Source organism: Microvirga sp. VF16, assembly GCF_016864375.1.
Lineage (GTDB): Bacteria > Pseudomonadota > Alphaproteobacteria > Rhizobiales > Beijerinckiaceae > Microvirga.
Map to the genome: position 1 here is coordinate 16,050 of NZ_CP069358.1, position 17,660 is coordinate 33,709.

Sequence of the window (17,660 nt, forward strand, 5' to 3'; positions counted from 1 at the left end):
CTCATAATGGATGTTTAAACAAAACTGATTAAGTGTGCCTTGCCTCAGCCCGTCCCGCGTCCGGTGGCCTTACGGGGCCGACGTTGCGCAGCAGAAGATGATCTTCTCACCATTTGCAAGCTGAGCCGATCAAGCTTTGTCTCAAAGTCATCAGGACGATCCGACGTTCCGCTCGACACGACATCACCGTCGTGTGCGTCCTGCAAAACGACCTCACTGCTTTGGCTGGCCATAGCCTGGGCCAGGAGAAACCCTTCCAGAGTATAGAATTGCGGCATGCCGTCAGCCTTCAGCCGATCGTCTGACGACAGAGCCGCAAGGACAATGCGCGCCGGCCAATCGGCCTGCACCACATCGGCGAGTTGGGGCACCGTTGAGACGTCGTGCCGCGGCATTGCGGGATCAGCCGTGCCCTCCACGAGCAGGGTCGCCGCCTTGCCGTGCAGCATCGAGAGGAGCCGCACGAGTCCATCACCGCGACGAAGCACAACGCCTGCACGACAGAACACCTGAGGCCGCGTGCCCGCCATCGCCTGCTGCGCCACGTGAGCCTCTGTGGTTCGGGTGCTGTAGCAGGACAGTCGTAGAGGCAACCCATAGCTGCGGCTCCACACTTGCGCCTTGGCCTCGAGGGCTGGCCACAGACGTGGATCGAAGAGGCAAAGGTGGATGGCAAACGGTCTGTCATGCAATGTGAGTGACAGCGCCAGGACGGTGCGGTGCAGAGCCTCCAAATCCTGCTGGACGAACACAACGATGTCGGCACTGACCTGTTCGGGTTCAGAACCCAGGTCCAGACGCTGCAGGAGGCCAGGCGCCGCATGACCACCGGCGGTCGCGAGGGGATGAAGGATTGTCGGGAGCGTCGCAGGATCCACCCATGCCATGGGGGCAAAGTCACGGGCCAATGCCGCATTCCGGGGATCGGCGGCATCGACCTCACGGATCCAGGCCGCATGTGACTGTCCCGCATAACTCCGTGACAGTTTCACGCAGCCCAGGTCCGCCTCTGGTGCGGGCGCTTTAACGATGACCTGCTGCTGCCACTGCGGGCCCTCGCCATCCACCTCGCGCGCCACGATGGTGATGGCCAGCGGCTCCTTCGCTCCGAATGCTTCGAGGCGCAGATCCCTTGCACCGACGATGGCGTCGGTGATGCGCAGGAAGATGGCGACTTCGCGTGATGGCAAGCGGACGGCGCGAATTACTTCAACTCCGGCGGCTTCCGAGGGCCTAACAACGTTTTGGCGGCACAGGCTGGCGGCCCACGCCCGCAGCTCCGGCGAGGGTTGTTCTATGCCCGCATGCAGGGCCTCGACCAGGTTGATCCCATTGGCTCCCGTATCGACCAGCGAGAGGGCATGCCGGGGCGATCGCTCGTTGAGGTGAAGCCGAACCAGGGTGTCGGCGAGCTCCAGATAAAGAAGCGATTCAGCTTCCCCGTCGAGCCAAAGAACCAGTCGGCCGTCGCCATGATGCAGCACCTGCCCCGCCACACGCTGCAACCCATGCGCCGTCACGGCGTAGGCACTCACCTGGCCTCCGTCGTGCTCCGCGTGAACATCAAGGATGCTGCCCTCGGGGAAGGCTTTGACGAGGGAGCCCGGTGCCTGCCAGGCACTGATAAAGGCGAGATAGCGCTCCAGGACGGGGGCGGGTCCGTTGGCTTGAGTGAACCGATTGGCCACCAGGCCGAGGGCGCGCCGGGTCTCAGGGTTATCCCAGCGGGCAAGCCGTGCCACGGCCCTGACGACGGCACCCTCCCCGTCTTTGGAGGTCACGTGCAACTCGCATTCGGCGCCGTCACGCAGGTTGACGCTATCGAGCAGCAGAACTTCGAGGTGCTGCCCGGGCCGGAGCAGTTTCTTGCGCTCAAGGACAGTCGCGGCGACGCCAGCCACCCGAACATCAGCGATCGCGGCGTTCTCGAGCTGAGAACACCACGCGAAGGCCGCACTGCCCGACCACGGGATCACAAAAAGCGGAAGAGCTCCCGGCTCTTGCGAGACCGGAAGCTCCCCCTTGTCGTTAGGAATGACTGACATCAGAAGTGGAAGAAGGAACCGTCAATGTCATTCGGATCGTAACCCACCAGCTTGAACTTGGTGCCGTCGCTCTTCACGGTGACGATCGTGTTACCATTGCCGTCGCCCTTGAACGAAAGGCTGCTGAGCTTGGTCGCGGCCGTGCCGGACAGGTCGATCACGTCCTCGCCGACCTTGAAGTCGGCAATCGTGTCGATGTCGTTCTTCGCACCGTTGTCGATCTCGAAGGTGTCACGACCCGCGCCGCCCAGAAGACGATCGGACCCGGCGCCGCCAAACAGCGTATCGTCGCCGTCGCCACCCAGCAGCGTATCGTTACCGGAACCACCGAAGAGCTGGTCGTCGCCGACCATGCCGCTCAGGGAGTCATTGCCGCTGTCGCCGTAAAGACGATCATTGCCGGCGTCACCAAAGAGACGATCATTGCCGCTGCCGCCATACAGCCGATCAGCATCATCACCACCCCAGAGGCTGTCATTGCCGTCCTCGCCGTAGAGACGGTCGCTGCCGGCATCGCCGTAGAGGCGATCGTTGTCCTTGCCGCCATACAGCCGGTCGGCGTCATCGCCGCCGTAGATGGTGTCACGGCCCGCATCACCCTTCAGCAGGTCGTTGCCCGTGCCGCCCTTCAGCAGATCGGCGTCATCGCCACCATACAGGGAGTCGTTGCCCGCATCGCCAAACAGGCTGTCGCGCCCATCCTCGCCGAAGATCGAGTCCCGTCCTTCGCCGCCCGCCGCAACGTCATTGCCGCGACCCGCTTTGATGGCGTTGTTGCCATCATTGCCGGCAATCACGTCGCCCAAGGTGCTGCCCGTGACCTTGGCATTGGACTCGCCGGTCAGCACCACGCCACGGAAGCCCGTGCCGCTGATGTTGATCGAGCTGCCGGTTTGGACCGTATCAAAGCCCTTAGGCGCGCCCTTCAGCTGCGCGAGCTTGTCGCCGCTGCCGAGAATCACGTAGTCGGACGCACTGGTTCCCTTGACGATCGACTTGGACGGGTCACTGAAATCCCGCTCTCGCACCGTGTCGTCGCGGAGATTGCGCGGAATAGCTTTTAGAAAATAACTATACGCATCCGGCGAGACGTTGCCGTCCCACACGCTTCCCATACTTGCCATCAATACCCCCAAAGTGAGCGGTTCTCGCCCGTTCTGGTCGCTTCCCCAAAGATTAGCCTAATACCTCGTAAGGTACCTTTCGCTATATCTCGTAAGGTAAACAGAGTCTGTAACAGATTCATCACAAGTCAGATTTATTTTCCTCCGACGGGTTAATTATTTCTGGTCCGGAGGTTCTATCCCCAAGCACAGATCCCCCTTCGCTCCGGGTCCAGCCGCAGCGCTCCCGCCAACTGAGGTCAATCAGCCGACGGCGCAGAGCCAGCGGCCAGGCCATCGGATGTGCAGGTGCCGCGATGATGGCCTGGTCGCCGTCATGAGGCGTCCCTGTCAGAGTTCGTGCGACTGAAGTTGCGCCAGCAGCATCCGCCCATGCTTCGTCTTGGACAACTTGGTCGCCACCTCCTCGAAGCTCCAGCGGTCGATCCAGCCCTGCCGGTAGGCAATCTCCTCGGGCGAGGCAATCAACTGGCCCTGACGGGACTGCAGCACGCGTACGAACTCTCCCGCCTCAAGGAGCGACTCGTGGGTCCCAGCATCAAGCCACGTGTAACCACGGCCGAGGCGCTCGACATAGAGGTTACCCTGCTTGAGATAGACATTGTTGAGATCGGTGATTTCCAGCTCGCCACGGGGTGAGGGCTTGATGCTCTTGGCGATCTCGACCGCCTGCTCGTCGTAGAAGTACAGTCCGATCACTGCCCAGTGCGATTGCGGGACCGCTGGCTTCTCCTCGATGGAGGTGGCCCGGCCGTCCTGGTCGAAGGCGACGATGCCATAGCGCTCCGGATCCTCGACGCGGTACCCGAAGACGGTGGCACCTTCCCGCCGTTGGTCGGCCTGCTGCAGGACCTCCGTCAGGCCATGGCCGTAGATGAGGTTGTCGCCGAGAACCAGGCACGACGGATGGCCGCGCACGAAGTCTTCGCCGATGATGAAGGCCTGTGCCAGACCGTCCGGGCTCGGCTGCACCGCATATTCGAGGCGAACACCCCACTGGCGGCCGGTGCCCAGAAGCTTCTTGAACGACGCTTGGTCTTCAGGCGTCGTGATGATCAGAATGTCCTTGATCCCCGCCAGCATCAGCGAGGTCAGCGGGTAATAGATCATCGGCTTGTCGTAGATCGCCAACAGCTGCTTCGAGGTCGACAGCGTCAGCGGATGCAGGCGCGTGCCGGAGCCGCCTGCGAGAATAATGCCTTTTCGGTTCATGCCCCTCTCCTGTCGTCTGTCCTTTCTGAAGTGCTGGCCACAGTCGCTCACGCGGCCGCGCCCAGGCGCTCGCCGCGGTACACGCCGGAGCGGATGCGCTCCCACCAGGGACGGTTCTCCAGATACCAGCGCACGGTCTTGGCGAGACCCGTCTCGAAGGTCTCCTGCGGCACCCAGCCGAGCTCCCGGCCGATCTTGGTCGGATCGATGGCATAGCGCTGGTCGTGCCCGGGCCGGTCGCGCACGAAGGTGATCAGGTTCCGGCGCGGGCCGATCCGCTCATCCGGCGTGATCTCGTCGAGGATCGTGCAGATCGCCTGAACCACCTCCAGGTTGGTCTTCTCGTTGTGGCCGCCCACATTGTAGCTTTCGCCAACCTCGCCTTCGAGGGCGATCAGGGCGAGCGCCCGGGCATGATCCTCCACATAGAGCCAATCACGCACATTCGAGCCGTCGCCATAGACCGGCAGGGACTTGCCCTCGAGCGCGTTGAGGATGATCAGCGGGATCAGCTTTTCTGGGAAGTGGTAGGGTCCGTAGTTGTTCGAGCAGTTGCTCACCACCGTCGGCAGACCGAAGGTATGATGCCAGGCCCGCACCAAGTGATCGGAGGCTGCCTTGGAAGCGGAATACGGTGAGCGCGGATCGTAAGCGGTGGCTTCCGTGAAGTAGCCTTCAGCCCCCAGGGAGCCGAACACCTCGTCGGTGGAGATGTGGTGGAAACGGAAGGCCTCCTTCTCCGCACCCGACAGGCTCTGCCAATGGGCCAGGGCCGCCTGCAGCAGGGTGTAGGTGCCGACCACATTGGTCTGGATGAACTCGCCCGGGCCGTCGATGGAGCGATCGACATGGCTCTCGGCCGCCAGATGCATGACGATGTCGGGCCGGAAGGAGGCGAAGACCTCCCGCATCTTGGGCGCATCGAGGATATCGGCTTGGACAAAGCTGTAGCGGGGATTGTTGGCAACTGGCTGGAGCGAGTCGAGGTTGCCTGCGTAAGTCAGCTTGTCGAGGACGAGCACCTGATGCTCTGTCTCATTGATCAGATGACGGGCGACGGCCGAGCCGATGAAGCCGGCGCCGCCTGTGACCAGGATGCGCTTGGAGATTGAGGGGAGAGACATTGGGAAATCCTTGGAGGATTGATTACACCGGCGCCTGGGCCGTCTGGTAGCGGAAGGGTGAGATGAAGTCGGCGAAGCCCGGCAGCGTCTTGTCCTTGTCGGAGAGGATCGCCTCCTCTGGCGCAATCGGCCAGGTGATCCCGATCATCGGATCGTTCCAGGCCAGCCCCGCATCACACTCCGGTGCGTAGAAGCCGTCGGCCTTGTAGGCAACCTCCGTGTCCGGCTCCAGGGTGCAGTAGCCATGGGCGAAGCCGCGCGGCAGGAAGAGCTGCTCGCCGCCCTCAGCGGTGAGGGTCTCGCCAACCCAGTGACCGTAGGTGGGGGAGCCGACGCGCAGGTCGACGGCGACATCGAAGATGCTGCCGCGCAGAACCCTGATCAGCTTCGCCTGAGGCTCTGGCGGGCGCTGAAAGTGCAGGCCGCGCAGGGTGCCTCTCTGGGCGGAGAAGGCCTGATTGTCCTGCACAAACACCGTCCCACCGAGCAGGTCCGAGAAGGCGCGCGTGCTGTAGGTCTCGGAGAACCAGCCCCGTGCGTCGCCGAAGCGCCGCGGGACAAAACAGATCACGTCAGGAATATCCGTCAGGCGAACCGTCAAATTAGACATTGGCGAACTCAGTAAAAAATATGCATCGTCTCATTGAGATTGAAGCGCTTCCGCGCACGCATCCTGATGCGAGGGCAGAGCCGCGAGGGCGCCACCCTTTCCGGATTTTGGCGGGCTGAGCCTAGTCCGTCGCTCCCCTGCGGGTCTTACTGCTTCGCGGCCTCGATCATCGCGTCCAGCGTATCCCGCAGCTGCCGCGCAAAGCGAACATCAAACCGCAGCCGGGCTGCAATCACATGCTGGGTTTCCACGCCACCGCCTGGCAAGGGCTCTTGATGCCAGGTGCCGAGCACGAGATTCGAGACCGGACCGGGCGACACGGCCAGAACTGTATCGACGAACACGATCGGGGCATTCTGCGGATCAAGGATTTCAGGCGCGTCAGCGACGTTCTTCGGAGCGCCTCTAAAGCGGACGTCTTGGACCATAAGCCAAATTCCTAACGTGGAGGGGTATTAAGTTAACGACCGGCTGAGCCCGTGGCCCGCAGCCAGCCCGAGGGCTGGTGCAAGTTGGTATAGAGGGCCTGATGGCGAGCGAAGTGGATGTCGTCGGCGCTGGACCGTGACTGGGCGAGATCGTTGAGACGCTGGGGGCTGGGTTTGATGCGCTGGCGGACGATCTTGCGCATCAGTTCGGCGAGTGCGCCTGGGCTGCGCGCCGGGAACAGCAGATCGGTGCTGCTGTCGATCTTTTCTACCATGCCGCCGATGTTTGCACAGATCAGAGGCCGCCCAGCAATGCGGGCCTCCTGAATGACCACTGGAGAGTTCTCCCACCAAATCGATGGCATGATGATCCAGTCGCAGACCGACATGAGATCACTGACATCCTCGTTGCGGTAGCTGCCCATCTGGCGCACGACGTCCTTGGTGTCCGCCAGAAGCTCATCCACCCGCTTCCCGAATTCGGTGTCCCGGTAATGCTTGTTCTCCCCGTGGATCCGGATCTCGATGGATTGACGGATCTCCTCCGGCAGCGACGCAGCCGCCTGCAGGAGGAGATCGATGCCCTTGAACGGATTGATCTGGCCGAAATAGCCGAAGACGACCCGCTGATGTGCTTCATCGTCGGACGCCTCGCTGATCTCGTCGGGCGCCTCGGCTAGGCGGGCCTGTCCGCGGGCCAGAACCCCGGCGTCGAGCAGGTTCTCGATGACGTGAATCCTCTCGGCCGGTACTCCCCAGGCGACATAGCGGTCTTTGAGAAACTCGCTCGGGGCGATGAACTCGTCGATGTGGTCGAACATCGTCTTCAGGATCGTGTTGCGCACAAAGAACTTGCCCGCGCTGGTGGCCGGGAAGCACAGACCGCATTCGGCGGGCGATGCCGCGTAGCACAGGCGGCCGTCGACCTTCACCATCTGGCCGTAGTTGGAGCAGATGGCTGCGTACTCGTGGGCTGTGAAGACCACCTTGACGCCGGCCTGCTGGAAGAGCTCGAAGATCTCGACGCCCCAGAGCAGGAAGTGGTGGATGTGCACGACGTCAGGTTTGATCGAGCCCACCAGCTCGTCCACGAGTTGCTTGAGTACGTCATAGCCGAAGCTCTGGAACGTGAAGCCGTCGACCGGCGGAGGCGCCACCAGGATCTCGTCCGGGCGGCCCCGGAAGCTGCCGAGATTGGCACTGTGCCCGATCGCCTGATGCTCAGCCCGGGCAACGAACACAACCTCATCGATGGTGGCGTCCTGCTTCAGCCGCTGAAACAGCGAATAGGCGGCCCGCTCTGCGCCGCCGGCGCTCAGCTCGGGATGCCCGTGCGAGAGAATGATCATCCGCATGGTGGTGGTCTCAATTCCTGATGGGGCCGGGTGTTCGGGGCTGCAGTGGTTGGCCCCGCAATTGGCGGGCGCCTTAGGCGCCGACGGCGGTGCGCTTTATCACCTGGATGCGACGCACCGGTTTGGCCTCGGGCTCCGGCGGTGCGAGGCGGGTTTGCCAGCGCTGGTTGAACGCGACACAGTTCATGTAGGTGACCATCTGCCGGAGGTCACCGTCGCCCATGCTGGGGATCGACTGCCGCTCGAGATGGTACAGCCCCGGCCGAACGAAGACCTGCATCTCGGCGCCAAGCTGCTCGGCGCGCAGGCAGAGATCGGCGTCCTCGAAGTCGCCGCGCTCATAGACCGTATCGAACCCGCCCAGGCGACCATAGAGATCCGACGAGAGCCCCATCAGGGCCGCCGTCACTGCCGGCGCACTGCGGATCGTCTCGCCGCGATACAACCCGAAGGGCAGACCCTTCATCGGATGGTCCGCCAGGTGCATGCCGCCGACCAGCGACGATTGCGTGAACTCCATGCCGATATGCTGGATGGTGTTGTCCTCGTACAGCAACGAGAATCCCACCACGAGCTCGGGTTCGCCCGCCTCCCGCCGGGCCCGGATCGCGGAGGCCGCCTCATGCAGCGGCGCAGGATCCAACACCATGATGTCTGAGTTCATCAGGAACACGACATCGCCCGAGGCCGCCATAAAGCCCAAGTTGTTGGTGCGGCCGAAGCCGTAGTTATCGGCATTCTGGAGCAGAACCGTCGGAATGGTGATCGATTTGCTGCGGCTTGCCAGCCGGCCGTAAATTTCCGGCCAGATCCGGGGGTCGTCGACAACCAGGATGAGCTCAAAGCCCGGCCCCAGAACCCGCTGCAGATGATAAACGCAGTTCAGGAAAAACGCATCGCCGTAAAACGGGATAATGATGGAGGACAGGCCTCCGCCTGTCTGAACCGGTGGACCGAAGTGAAATCTCTTGGCCAAGGCCTCCGTCTTCGGAAGGGACAGAAAAGGCCGGTAGATCGGGTCCACAAACGAGGCTGGCAGGGACTGAATGTCACCGAAGAACTGCCGGACAATATCGAGCGCCTCCCTCTCGTTCCGGCGCACCGGCGCCCTCACCGGGCCGAAGATCTTGACCTCGTCCTCGAAGGGGCCGCGCTCGAGAAAGTAGAATTCCCGCTCGCTTTCATTCCCCTCAGCCGGAAGGACAGCGGCAAAACTATGGATATTCGATCCGCCCTTCACCAGACCGTTGCTAGAGAGGTACTCATGCACGTCGGGACGGAGCCGGGTGGCCAGGGCTGGTTTCGTCACGAGAATGCTGAAATCCCCGGAGACAACTGCCACCTGTCGGTCACCCACCTGGGGAATCCAGCCTTCCAGGACAAGACCGGATGCGCCGGCCACCGCTCGATCGATATGAAACGGACGAAAGGCTTCGGCATCAAGGACGGCGATGGGGGAGCGCAGGAAGCCCACGAGGTCGGATTGGCCGGCCTCCTCGAAAGCATCATGGATCGCTCCTTTGAGAGCGGTCTCCGCCAGCCACTGCGGCGACACAGGCGTGGCGTACAGGTCCTGCCGCACACTGTTGCCGTACCGATCCCAAACGCTCGCCTGGCACGGCCATGCCGGGTTGAACCGTTTCGTCGCATCCGAGGTCGTGCAAGCAGCCAGATACTGGCGCGTCCCGCTGCGTGAAGCAGCGGCGGGCGTGCCAGCCCTGCGTGGGGCCTCGGGACCGGACGGCTGGGCCTCCCTTCGGTCAACCAGCCGCCAGGCTTCACGGGAGGCAGACAGGGAGAGTTCGTTTTGGACGATCTCAATCCGGTCCCAGACCTCCAGGGTGCGATCGGTCTCGATGTCGACAATAGCAAAAACGGTGCCCCAAAGGACAAAGATCTCGTCGATTTTAGCAGTCATTTTCGCCTAGCCCCTGGGATGCCGAGAACCTTGTTATGCGCGGTCAGCGCAACGGTTCTTCCGCACAATCAGCCGCGGGTATGTGCGCCAAGTCTCAGCACCCGGTCAAGGAGATTAAGGCCGGTTAGGCACGCAACGAGGGCCCTTACCCCTCATCAGACCTCCTGGCACCGGGATTACGGGGCACGGGAACAACGCTCTGGAGGACTCAAGCGTCCCGTCAACCGCACATCAATGGGGATATTATCCCAAATAACATCAATCACTTAAGCCTGCTTGATCGAGTATTACGTGATGACGTGCGGGCGACGTCCCTTGAGCAGACAGAGGAATGCGCGACAGATTGATCCATGAGATGGATGGAGCCGCTCTCTAAGGCTCGGCTGTTGGGCAATGCGACAAGAGGCGGTGCCGTCCCCTTGAGATGATGGCCCAGGAGAGAGCCGCGTTTTCCGCCGTATGCTCCGGAAAAAAGCTCGGCGCCGGATCGGCCGCGTGGGTTTGGCCCCGCTTTGAACAAGGTCAGATCGCGGCAATGCTGGTCACTGTGCCCCGGTCAGGTGGCCCGGCGACGAGGCTAACGCGCTAGACGAACCGGCACGATTCACCTAAAACCGCGCCTCCGACATGACCTCGCCGCTCCGTGGGACTGCTCGACATTCCTGTTCCGCTCAATTTGCAAGGCAAGCAATGGCTGACGTAAAACGCATCGCCCTCATGGCCTCATCTCGGTCTGTGCCGGGCCTTTATGAAGCCGATGCTGAGAAGATCTATAACCTCCACGGCGGCAATACAGGCAACGTGGCCTTCGTGAACGCGATCTCATCCCATCTCGATGGCGAGGTGAATTTCGTGTCGTGGGATGCCTCGCCGGAGCAGCTGAAGCGTTCCGGGGAGGTAGTAGTGATTGCCTGCGCCAACCAGCTTGGTCCGCACACGGACCTTGGACGGACCGCAGCCAATCTGGACAAGGCCGGTCTTCCGATCCTGGCCCTCGGGCTGGGGGCGCAAGCGAACTCACAAGGAGAGAATACCAGCGTCACGGACGGAACCCGGCGGTGGATCGAGGTCATCGCGGCTCATGCCCCGAGCGCCGGGCCGAATATCGGCGTGCGCGGTCGCTACACCCTGCAGCAGCTGGAGCGGCTCGGCCTGCCCGCGTCTGCGGCTGTGATCGGGTGCCCGTCGAACTTCACGAATCTCTCGTTTGATTACGTGGCGGCGGTCGAGCGGCGCCGCGCGCAAGGGGTCTCCCTGGTGGCCTGTGCCATGGGGCATCCGTTTTCGCCCGCCTTGGCGGCGGTCGAACAGCAGATCCTCGATCTGGTGGATCGCACGGAGGGCACCTGTGTCGTCCAGCATGGACTGAGCATGATCAAGCTGGCCCTGCATGAGTTTGACCGCATTGAGGCATCGCTCCTGGAGCAGACCCGGCGTTACTTCCGACCGCACCTTACGCTGGAGGAGTTCAAGACGTGGTGCCGCAAGCGCGTGCTCGCCTTCGCCGATGTGGATCACTGGATGGCATGGACGAAGCGCTATGACTTCGTCGTCGGCCCAAGGTTTCACGGAGTTATGCTGGCGCTTCAGGCTGGTGTTCCGGCAGGCTGTATTGCCCACGATAGCCGGACCTTGGAGATGTGCCAGACCATGGGCATCCCTGTCCGCATGTTCGACTCCTTTGAGGAGCCTCTTACGCTGGATAATCTCGGGTCGCTCTTCCCGTTCGACGCGAGTGCATACCGAGACACGCGCGCAGCGCTGGCCAAGGAATACGTTTCGATACTTCAGGCCGCCGACCTCCAGTATGACGAAAGACTTGATACGATGGCTGGCCGACCAAGCTTGGCTTTATTCGACAACGCCATCCCAAGTTGAGTAGCGGGCTGCTGCACCACGTCCACGCCCATGATTTGCCCCCCGATACCCTCGCAGCCCATACGGCAGCCGTTATTCGAGAGGCGAGCCAAAGTCGTGTGAGCAAGCTGCTGAGCCTGCTGCCTTACCCGCCTGCGTTCGGTCGAGCCGACACTTGCCGGGTTCAGAGCGCTCGTGCCATGATCTGCCGTTCACTGGGGGAGCGCTCCGGACCACCATCGGCGGGTCGCACGACAGGCTCCCTATGCAGGAGCTCCAGAGCTGACGCAAATGCAGCTGCTCGTGTACCTAAATCGGACCTGCTCCCCGCCTCAGATACTGATAGCTTAGCAGTTTCTTAACGATATTCGTCCACTCTGTGCAAGTAGTCCAGACAAGATTCTCAATCAGATAAACCAAGCGCTGCAGAGGACGGATGCAACGGCCCCGCCAGGTGTGGAGCAAGGTCACCGCGTTCCACCGAAATCTCGGCTTCTATGAGACCGCGGGGCTAACCCGACAGCAGAGAAGAACAAGCATGTTGTCGATCAGGTCCAACCTCAATGCGCTGTCGGCCCTTCAGGTCATCAGATCAACTCAAAATTCTCTGAATAAGACACAGGGACAAATGTCGACCGGCCTGAGGGTCAGTGAGGCTTCCCACAACGCCGCCGCCTGGTCGACGGCTGTGAAAATGAAATCCGACATTGGGGCACTCGGGGCCGTGCGCAGTTCCATCAAGCAAAGCGTGGCAATGCTTGATACCTTTACAGCAGCACTGAACAGCACTCTCGTGGCCCTCAACAAGATCAAGCAGGCATTCGTCACGGCCAGTCAGCCGGGCGCCGATCTCGCAGCCCTTCGGGCCGAGATCGGCGCCCAAATCAAAGGCATGAAGAACATCGCTGCGTCAGCAACGGTCAACGGTCAAAACTGGCTCTCTGGATCCGGAGGCGTGACAAAACTGGTTTCATCCTATGATGGAGCGAGCCGGCAAATTGGCACCCTGGCTTTCGATACGAGCCGCACCATTCTCTTCGAGGACACGGTAGCCGGAGTTGGAGGAATTCTCGGCAGGGTTGCGGCGCTTGACGCTGCCGATTTCTCTGATCCCCTGCGGCTCACGTCGCCGAAGCCAGCCGCGGGCACTGGATCCGGTGCGGGTGCATCCCTCGTCCTCACCGGCACTGCGGGCGCCGACCGATTAACAGGTGGCTCTGGAAACGATACGCTTATAGGGGGATTGGGCAAGGACACACTCATCGGCGGCGCGGGTGCCGACACCTTCGTGTTCACTCGTGCGGCCGAGAGCGGGATGAGCCCGACCCAACGTGATACGATTGTCGGTTGGGAGAACATCGATATCCTTGACCTCAGCGCAATGGATGCCAGCATCAGTCAGGCAGGGCACCAGAGTTTGAACTTCGTCGGCTTTGACCCTGTGGGTGACTGGAACGTGGGCGCGGGCCAGGTCAAATACTCTCATGTTGGCTCCAACACCTATGTGGTCGGCGATGTTACCGGCGATGGCCGAGCCGATTTCAACATAGAAATCCGCGGTATTCATACGTTGACTCGCGACACCGACACTGTTGGTCTCTTCGCGGGAGCTTTGAACACGGTTGACGACGCGATCAACGACGTCATTGCGGCCGCAGCGCGGATCGGGGCAACTAAAGCTGTTTTGGAAACCCAGGAGGAGTTTATCAGTGTCTTGTCTGACGCACTCACGGCGGGACACGCAAGCCTCGTTGATGCCGACATGACTGAGGCCTCCTCTCGCTTGCAGGCTCTGCAGGTCCAACAACAGCTTGGAATTCAAGCTTTGGCGATCGCAAACCAAAACAGTCAAATCATCTCCAAGCTGTTCCAGTAGGCCTCCAGCAGCTTCGCAGGGATAGATCCTGAAGCAATTTGATCCCGCAGCGACTACTTTGTGGGTGGCGCTGGTAACGACACGTTCGACAGGACATCAGCCGGAAGCGGCAATCCGGACGACACCGACGCGGCCGATTACACGCAGGGTGGTCCACCGGCGTAATCGTGAACTTGGCGACCGGCACAGCCATCGACGCGTTCGTCCATACCGATACTGTGGGCGGCATCGAGGTTTTCGACGCCACCCGCTTTCACGACACCCTGATCGGGGCCGACAAGATCGACCTCTCGACCATGGATGCGGACAACACCCTGGGCGACCAAGCCTTGTTCATCGGCACTGCCCTCTTCAGCAAGGCCAGCGGCCAACTCCAGATTGACCCGGCCGTTGCGGGTGTCACGCGGGTGCTGGGCGACACGAACGGAGATGGCATGGCCAATCTGGAGATCCGGCTCACGGTTGCGCTGAAGCTGACGGGCGGTGGCTCTCTGCTTTGACCTGAGCATGCACAGAAAGGCGTGCGAAGGGGTGGCGCTCCTGCCCGCTTCGGCTTTCCGAGCCACGTTGCCACCGCGAACGGGCCCCGCGAGCGTATCGATGAGAGCAACACACGGCGTCCGCTTTGACCCAGGCACGGTGGGATCGCATGAAGGCACTTGCCGACATCCTGCTGTCATGGGAGCCTCGACCAGGATGTTTCAAACCCGCTCATTGCCTTGGCTTGGGTTCCCTGACCCACAGGCGCATCGTGCACATCATGTTCAGGCGGTCCTGGAGTTCGGCATCTGGGCGCCGAATGCGTGTGCTTGCGCCGTTGCGCTCCCGAGAAGCCTTGATTGAAAATCACCATGATCGACTTCAACACGCCCCTCAGCCTTAATCGGCCTTAAGGTTTATCCGAAGGGGGACATAGTTCAGGTCACGGTTCATGGTTCCTTGACCATTCCTGAGGTGCTGAACCGTGTACAAGAGCACCGGATTGGGTGAGTCGATCGTATCGAAGTTTGGGGACTGGCTGCCCGGATCGATGATCGACGGATAGCTCGTCAGAATGTCATGCGAGTCGATCCGGGGACGGGTGGGCGATGCCTTGATCCGCGACGGCGCGGTCCAGTTCAACAGATCTTTGGAGGTTGAGAGATAGAAGCCGGGAACCGGCCCATCGTCGCCGGGCAGTTTGCGTCGATCGGCAAAGGCAGCGACCCAAACCCCAGCGCTCGTGATGTAATTCAGAGACCGGACCTCGTGAGGGAGAGCGTGCGGCGCGACAGGCTGGCAGGCAGCAACGGCGCCGCGTTGGGGACGAGGCACGACGTTGAAGCCAGAACCGCCCCACCCTTTCCAGGACATCGGATCAAAGGGATCGGCCGTGCGGAACAGGCAGTTGCCGCTCGGTTGAGTCCCCTCCCCTTGAGCGAACATAAAGACGTAGAATGCCCCGTCCTTTTGCACGATGTTGGACGTTGTGAAATAGCCGTAGCGCTCTGTGAGCTCGCTCCTGTAGACATCCCCGAGGGAAGCCACCACCTCCGTCTCTTGGGGGAGCACCTCAAAGGTTTGACCCATATCATTGGATCGCACAGCAACAATATTGTTTAGCCAGCAGCGGCCCGGAACTCCGTGCACCTCGCAGCCGGCTCGCGTCATCTGTGCGGTCAAATCCTGACTTGCCAATCCGGTAATCGCGCGCCCATCGCGCGTGTAGGTTGCCTCAATCCACATGCTTCCCATCCCTCGGGCAGCATAGTCCGAACTTCGCATGACGGATGTGCAGCTTGGGCTGAGGGTTTCGAAGGAGTCTCCCGTCAGGCTCCAGTTGTCGGAGTGGGTGGCAAGCAGGGTGATGCGGCCGTCGGCGCGTCGGAAAGCTCTGGCCGGAGCATCCGGAAGAAAGGAGGGCTCACATCGCCTCTCGTCCCATTTGAACACCGTTTTTTCCGGTCCATCGGGTACCAGCTGCACTTGCTTCGCCTCCACCCACCCGACTGACAACGCTCCCGAGAAGCAACTGGCCACAGCGAGACGGGTAATTTTCCATGAGGCCATGTTCTCCATCCTCTTCCTGAAGGTTGCTGACCTCCTGGAGCACCGAACTCCAAAGATCACATTCAATGGTTCAGGCTCACAGGCCTCAGGCTGGCGCTGTTTCGTGAGCACGTCCGTGCTATAGCACGTCGTGGTGCATCGGCCGGCGATCGAGGCCGTGTCGTTGGCACGATCCGGCATTGCGCCCCGGACCGGTCGCGACATCGTGCAAACACTTAAGCAGTTTACGTCTCCGCGCCCGAACTGTAAAACCTCGGCCCAGAGTGGGAGGTGGTCTATGAAAGTGGCGATCTGCGCCGTTGTGAAAAATGAGGGACCGTATCTGCGCGAGTGGATGGCTTATCATCGCGCGATCGGCTTCGACCACTTCTTCGTCTGTAACAATGAAAGTGAGGACGATACCGGCGAGATCCTGGAGCGAGCGGCTGAGGCTGGGATTTGTACCTCCTACGATTGGCCCAACCAGGAAGGTGTCCGAACGCAATTCGCGGCGTACAAGCATCTGCTGAACAAGCATCGCACGGATGTCGACTGGATGTTTTTTGCGGATCCCGACGAGTTTTTACTTCTCAAAAAGCACGACACCATCAAGGGTTTTCTCGCGGACTACCCTGACGCTGCGGCCATTGGGGTTAACTGGAGGATCTTTGGTGACTCGGGAGAGACACATTATCGTCCAGCTCTCCTGATGGAGCGGTTTACCCGCGCTGCGCCTGAGCAGTTCGGCCCCAACCACTTGATCAAGACCATCGCCCGGACAGGCGATCTGATCACTCCTGGTGCGCACACCCATCAGCTTCGTGAGGGCGCAATCTTCATCGACCCAGAGCGGCGGCCGCTCAAACCCTATCCGGCCGGTCGGCAGGATAGTGTCACGCACAGCATTGCGCAACTTAATCACTATTACACTAAAACGCTTGAGGAGTACGGGTGGAAGAAGGCCCGCGGCCGGGTCGATTTGTGGAAGGGGCATCAAGATTATGTCCCACAGACCGACGATCTCTTCAATTTTCACAACCGCAATGACGAGCCAGATCTGGCCATCCTCCAGTTCCGAGATGCAATGAGGTCAGCCGCGTTGGAGATTTTCGGCAGGCCGTTGTTCGGGGAGGAGACGCCTTAGCCTATTGCTTCGGCGTCACCAGTCACCAGGGCTGTGCGAGAGCCATTTGCACGACACGGCTTCAAAGAACAGATACTATCTCAACATGAGGGCAGACATGAATACGACGACTGTTGTTGATCCGCGCCGACCTGACTTGGGCGGCAATCTGCGGCACGGCGACCTCCATACGTTCTCGCCAAGGCTGTGGCGTTATTTGGTCGAACGGTTTGCGGTCCGATCTGTGCTTGACGTCGGATGTGGCGAAGGCCATGCCGTGCGCTTCTTTCAGACCCTAGGCGTGATTGCCCACGGGATCGACGGACTGCGGGTCAATGTGGAGCGAGCAGTCACCCCAATCGCCCTGCACGACATCACCTCCGGGCCTTATTTCATGCCAGTCGACCTCACATGGAGCTGTGAGGTGGCGGAGCACATCGTCGAGGACAAAGTCGACCACTATCTTGATATCCTCTGCAATGGTCGGATTGTTGCCATGACCCATGGGCTTCCCGGTCAAGGTGGCCATCATCACGTCAATCTTCAGCCACGTGAATATTGGATCGAGAAGATGTCGCAACGGGGATATAAACTATCCCCTGACAATGATGTCTTCATCGAAGTCTCGAAGCGCGAAGAGACGTTCAACTACTTTAGGAAGTCTGGGCTGGTGTTTGTCGGAAAGTAAGTACTTCCCTTAACGCAGCATAACAGGGCCGCCTTTGGGCGGCTTTGTCGCCTATTCGATCAAACTCCTTGCGGCAGTAATCAGATAGCCCGTTGGAGTTCAGCGCGTAGACAAGGAAGCTGCCCGCACAGGCGAACAATGGACGAAGTCACGCTGAAGCCCTCTTCGTTGACTAGCTTCACGTTGCATCCCCGACAAGGCACCTTTGCTATGCTGATCGGCTGGTCAAAATTCTACCTGTCACACCGGACGGTTCATTTCTCCAAGACTTC

General features: G+C 60.8%; 14 protein-coding genes. 5 read left to right on the forward strand and 9 right to left on the reverse strand.

Features of this window, described 5'->3' with window-relative positions; all coding sequences use genetic code 11:
* Positions 1-44: 44 nt before the first annotated feature.
* The 8 genes from JO965_RS42970 to JO965_RS43005 all read right to left on the reverse strand — a co-directional run bounded on the left by JO965_RS42970 (position 45) and on the right by JO965_RS43005 (position 9,816).
* Positions 45-2,045 carry a hypothetical protein gene (locus JO965_RS42970; protein WP_203447698.1) on the reverse strand — a complete coding sequence of 667 codons (2,001 nt, stop codon included), beginning with the start codon at positions 2,043-2,045 and terminating at the stop codon, positions 45-47.
* Positions 2,045-3,160 (reverse strand): calcium-binding protein, encoded by a 1,116-nt coding sequence (locus JO965_RS42975; RefSeq protein WP_203447699.1) that lies wholly within the window; start codon positions 3,158-3,160, stop codon positions 2,045-2,047. Before JO965_RS42975 ends, JO965_RS42970 begins: the two co-directional genes overlap by 1 nt.
* A 339-nt stretch (positions 3,161-3,499) precedes the next feature.
* Positions 3,500-4,381 carry a glucose-1-phosphate thymidylyltransferase RfbA gene (rfbA, locus tag JO965_RS42980; protein WP_203447700.1) on the reverse strand — a complete coding sequence of 294 codons (882 nt, stop codon included), beginning with the start codon at positions 4,379-4,381 and terminating at the stop codon, positions 3,500-3,502.
* Between the two features lie 47 nt (positions 4,382-4,428).
* Complete coding sequence (gene rfbB, locus JO965_RS42985) at positions 4,429-5,505, reverse strand: dTDP-glucose 4,6-dehydratase (RefSeq protein ID WP_203447701.1); 1,077 nt, start codon at positions 5,503-5,505, stop codon at positions 4,429-4,431.
* Between the two features lie 22 nt (positions 5,506-5,527).
* Positions 5,528-6,115, reverse strand: coding sequence for a dTDP-4-dehydrorhamnose 3,5-epimerase (rfbC, locus tag JO965_RS42990; RefSeq protein ID WP_203447702.1), 588 nt, complete (start codon positions 6,113-6,115; stop codon positions 5,528-5,530).
* A 146-nt stretch (positions 6,116-6,261) separates the two neighbouring features.
* Positions 6,262-6,543, reverse strand: coding sequence for a hypothetical protein (locus tag JO965_RS42995; protein WP_203447703.1), 282 nt, complete (start codon positions 6,541-6,543; stop codon positions 6,262-6,264).
* 32 nt (positions 6,544-6,575) lie between these two features.
* The gene (locus JO965_RS43000) at positions 6,576-7,898 is read right to left on the reverse strand and encodes a glycosyltransferase family 4 protein (protein ID WP_203447704.1); all 1,323 of its coding nucleotides are present in this window, start codon (positions 7,896-7,898) and stop codon (positions 6,576-6,578) included.
* A 73-nt stretch (positions 7,899-7,971) separates the two neighbouring features.
* Positions 7,972-9,816 carry a glycosyltransferase gene (locus JO965_RS43005; RefSeq protein ID WP_203447705.1) on the reverse strand — a complete coding sequence of 615 codons (1,845 nt, stop codon included), beginning with the start codon at positions 9,814-9,816 and terminating at the stop codon, positions 7,972-7,974.
* A gap of 690 nt (positions 9,817-10,506) precedes the next feature.
* On the opposite strand from JO965_RS43005, the gene JO965_RS43010 reads away from it, so the two are divergent.
* From JO965_RS43010 to JO965_RS43020, 3 genes are all read left to right on the forward strand, one after another.
* Positions 10,507-11,694: a polysaccharide pyruvyl transferase family protein gene (locus tag JO965_RS43010; RefSeq protein WP_203447706.1), complete on the forward strand. Its 1,188-nt coding sequence runs from the start codon at positions 10,507-10,509 to the stop codon at positions 11,692-11,694.
* 517 nt (positions 11,695-12,211) lie between these two features.
* Entirely contained in the window at positions 12,212-13,549 is a 1,338-nt protein-coding gene (locus JO965_RS43015; RefSeq protein ID WP_203447707.1) for a flagellin, read from the forward strand.
* Positions 13,550-13,716: 167 nt separating this feature from the next.
* Positions 13,717-14,049: a hypothetical protein gene (locus JO965_RS43020; protein WP_203447708.1), complete on the forward strand. Its 333-nt coding sequence runs from the start codon at positions 13,717-13,719 to the stop codon at positions 14,047-14,049.
* Positions 14,050-14,428: 379 nt separating this feature from the next.
* Here JO965_RS43020 and JO965_RS43025 read toward each other — a convergent pair whose 3' ends face one another.
* A complete protein-coding gene (locus JO965_RS43025) occupies positions 14,429-15,274 on the reverse strand; it encodes a hypothetical protein (RefSeq protein WP_203447709.1) in 846 nt (281 codons plus the stop codon).
* A gap of 601 nt (positions 15,275-15,875) precedes the next feature.
* On the opposite strand from JO965_RS43025, the gene JO965_RS43030 reads away from it, so the two are divergent.
* Both JO965_RS43030 and JO965_RS43035 read left to right on the forward strand, forming a co-directional pair.
* The gene (locus JO965_RS43030) at positions 15,876-16,721 is read left to right on the forward strand and encodes a glycosyltransferase family 2 protein (RefSeq protein ID WP_203447710.1); all 846 of its coding nucleotides are present in this window, start codon (positions 15,876-15,878) and stop codon (positions 16,719-16,721) included.
* A 97-nt stretch (positions 16,722-16,818) separates the two neighbouring features.
* A complete protein-coding gene (locus JO965_RS43035; protein ID WP_203447711.1) occupies positions 16,819-17,388 on the forward strand; it encodes a class I SAM-dependent methyltransferase in 570 nt (189 codons plus the stop codon).
* The last annotated feature ends 272 nt before the right edge of the window (positions 17,389-17,660 follow it).

Bases quoted from the DNA above. Each gene is read 5' to 3' on its own strand.
- JO965_RS43005 (WP_203447705.1), bottom strand. From the start codon at position 9,816: ATGACTGCTAAAATCGACGAGATCTTTGTCCTTTGGGGCACCGTTTTT.
- JO965_RS43015 (WP_203447707.1), top strand. From the start codon at position 12,212: ATGTTGTCGATCAGGTCCAACCTCAATGCGCTGTCGGCCCTTCAGGTC.
- JO965_RS42995 (WP_203447703.1), bottom strand. From the start codon at position 6,543: ATGGTCCAAGACGTCCGCTTTAGAGGCGCTCCGAAGAACGTCGCTGAC.
- rfbB (WP_203447701.1), bottom strand. From the start codon at position 5,505: ATGTCTCTCCCCTCAATCTCCAAGCGCATCCTGGTCACAGGCGGCGCC.
- rfbA (WP_203447700.1), bottom strand. From the start codon at position 4,381: ATGAACCGAAAAGGCATTATTCTCGCAGGCGGCTCCGGCACGCGCCTG.
- JO965_RS42970 (WP_203447698.1), bottom strand. From the start codon at position 2,045: ATGTCAGTCATTCCTAACGACAAGGGGGAGCTTCCGGTCTCGCAAGAG.
- JO965_RS42975 (WP_203447699.1), bottom strand. From the start codon at position 3,160: ATGGGAAGCGTGTGGGACGGCAACGTCTCGCCGGATGCGTATAGTTAT.
- JO965_RS43030 (WP_203447710.1), top strand. From the start codon at position 15,876: ATGAAAGTGGCGATCTGCGCCGTTGTGAAAAATGAGGGACCGTATCTG.
- JO965_RS43000 (WP_203447704.1), bottom strand. From the start codon at position 7,898: ATGCGGATGATCATTCTCTCGCACGGGCATCCCGAGCTGAGCGCCGGC.
- rfbC (WP_203447702.1), bottom strand. From the start codon at position 6,115: ATGTCTAATTTGACGGTTCGCCTGACGGATATTCCTGACGTGATCTGT.
- JO965_RS43025 (WP_203447709.1), bottom strand. From the start codon at position 15,274: ATGTGGATTGAGGCAACCTACACGCGCGATGGGCGCGCGATTACCGGA.
- JO965_RS43010 (WP_203447706.1), top strand. From the start codon at position 10,507: ATGGCTGACGTAAAACGCATCGCCCTCATGGCCTCATCTCGGTCTGTG.
- JO965_RS43035 (WP_203447711.1), top strand. From the start codon at position 16,819: ATGAATACGACGACTGTTGTTGATCCGCGCCGACCTGACTTGGGCGGC.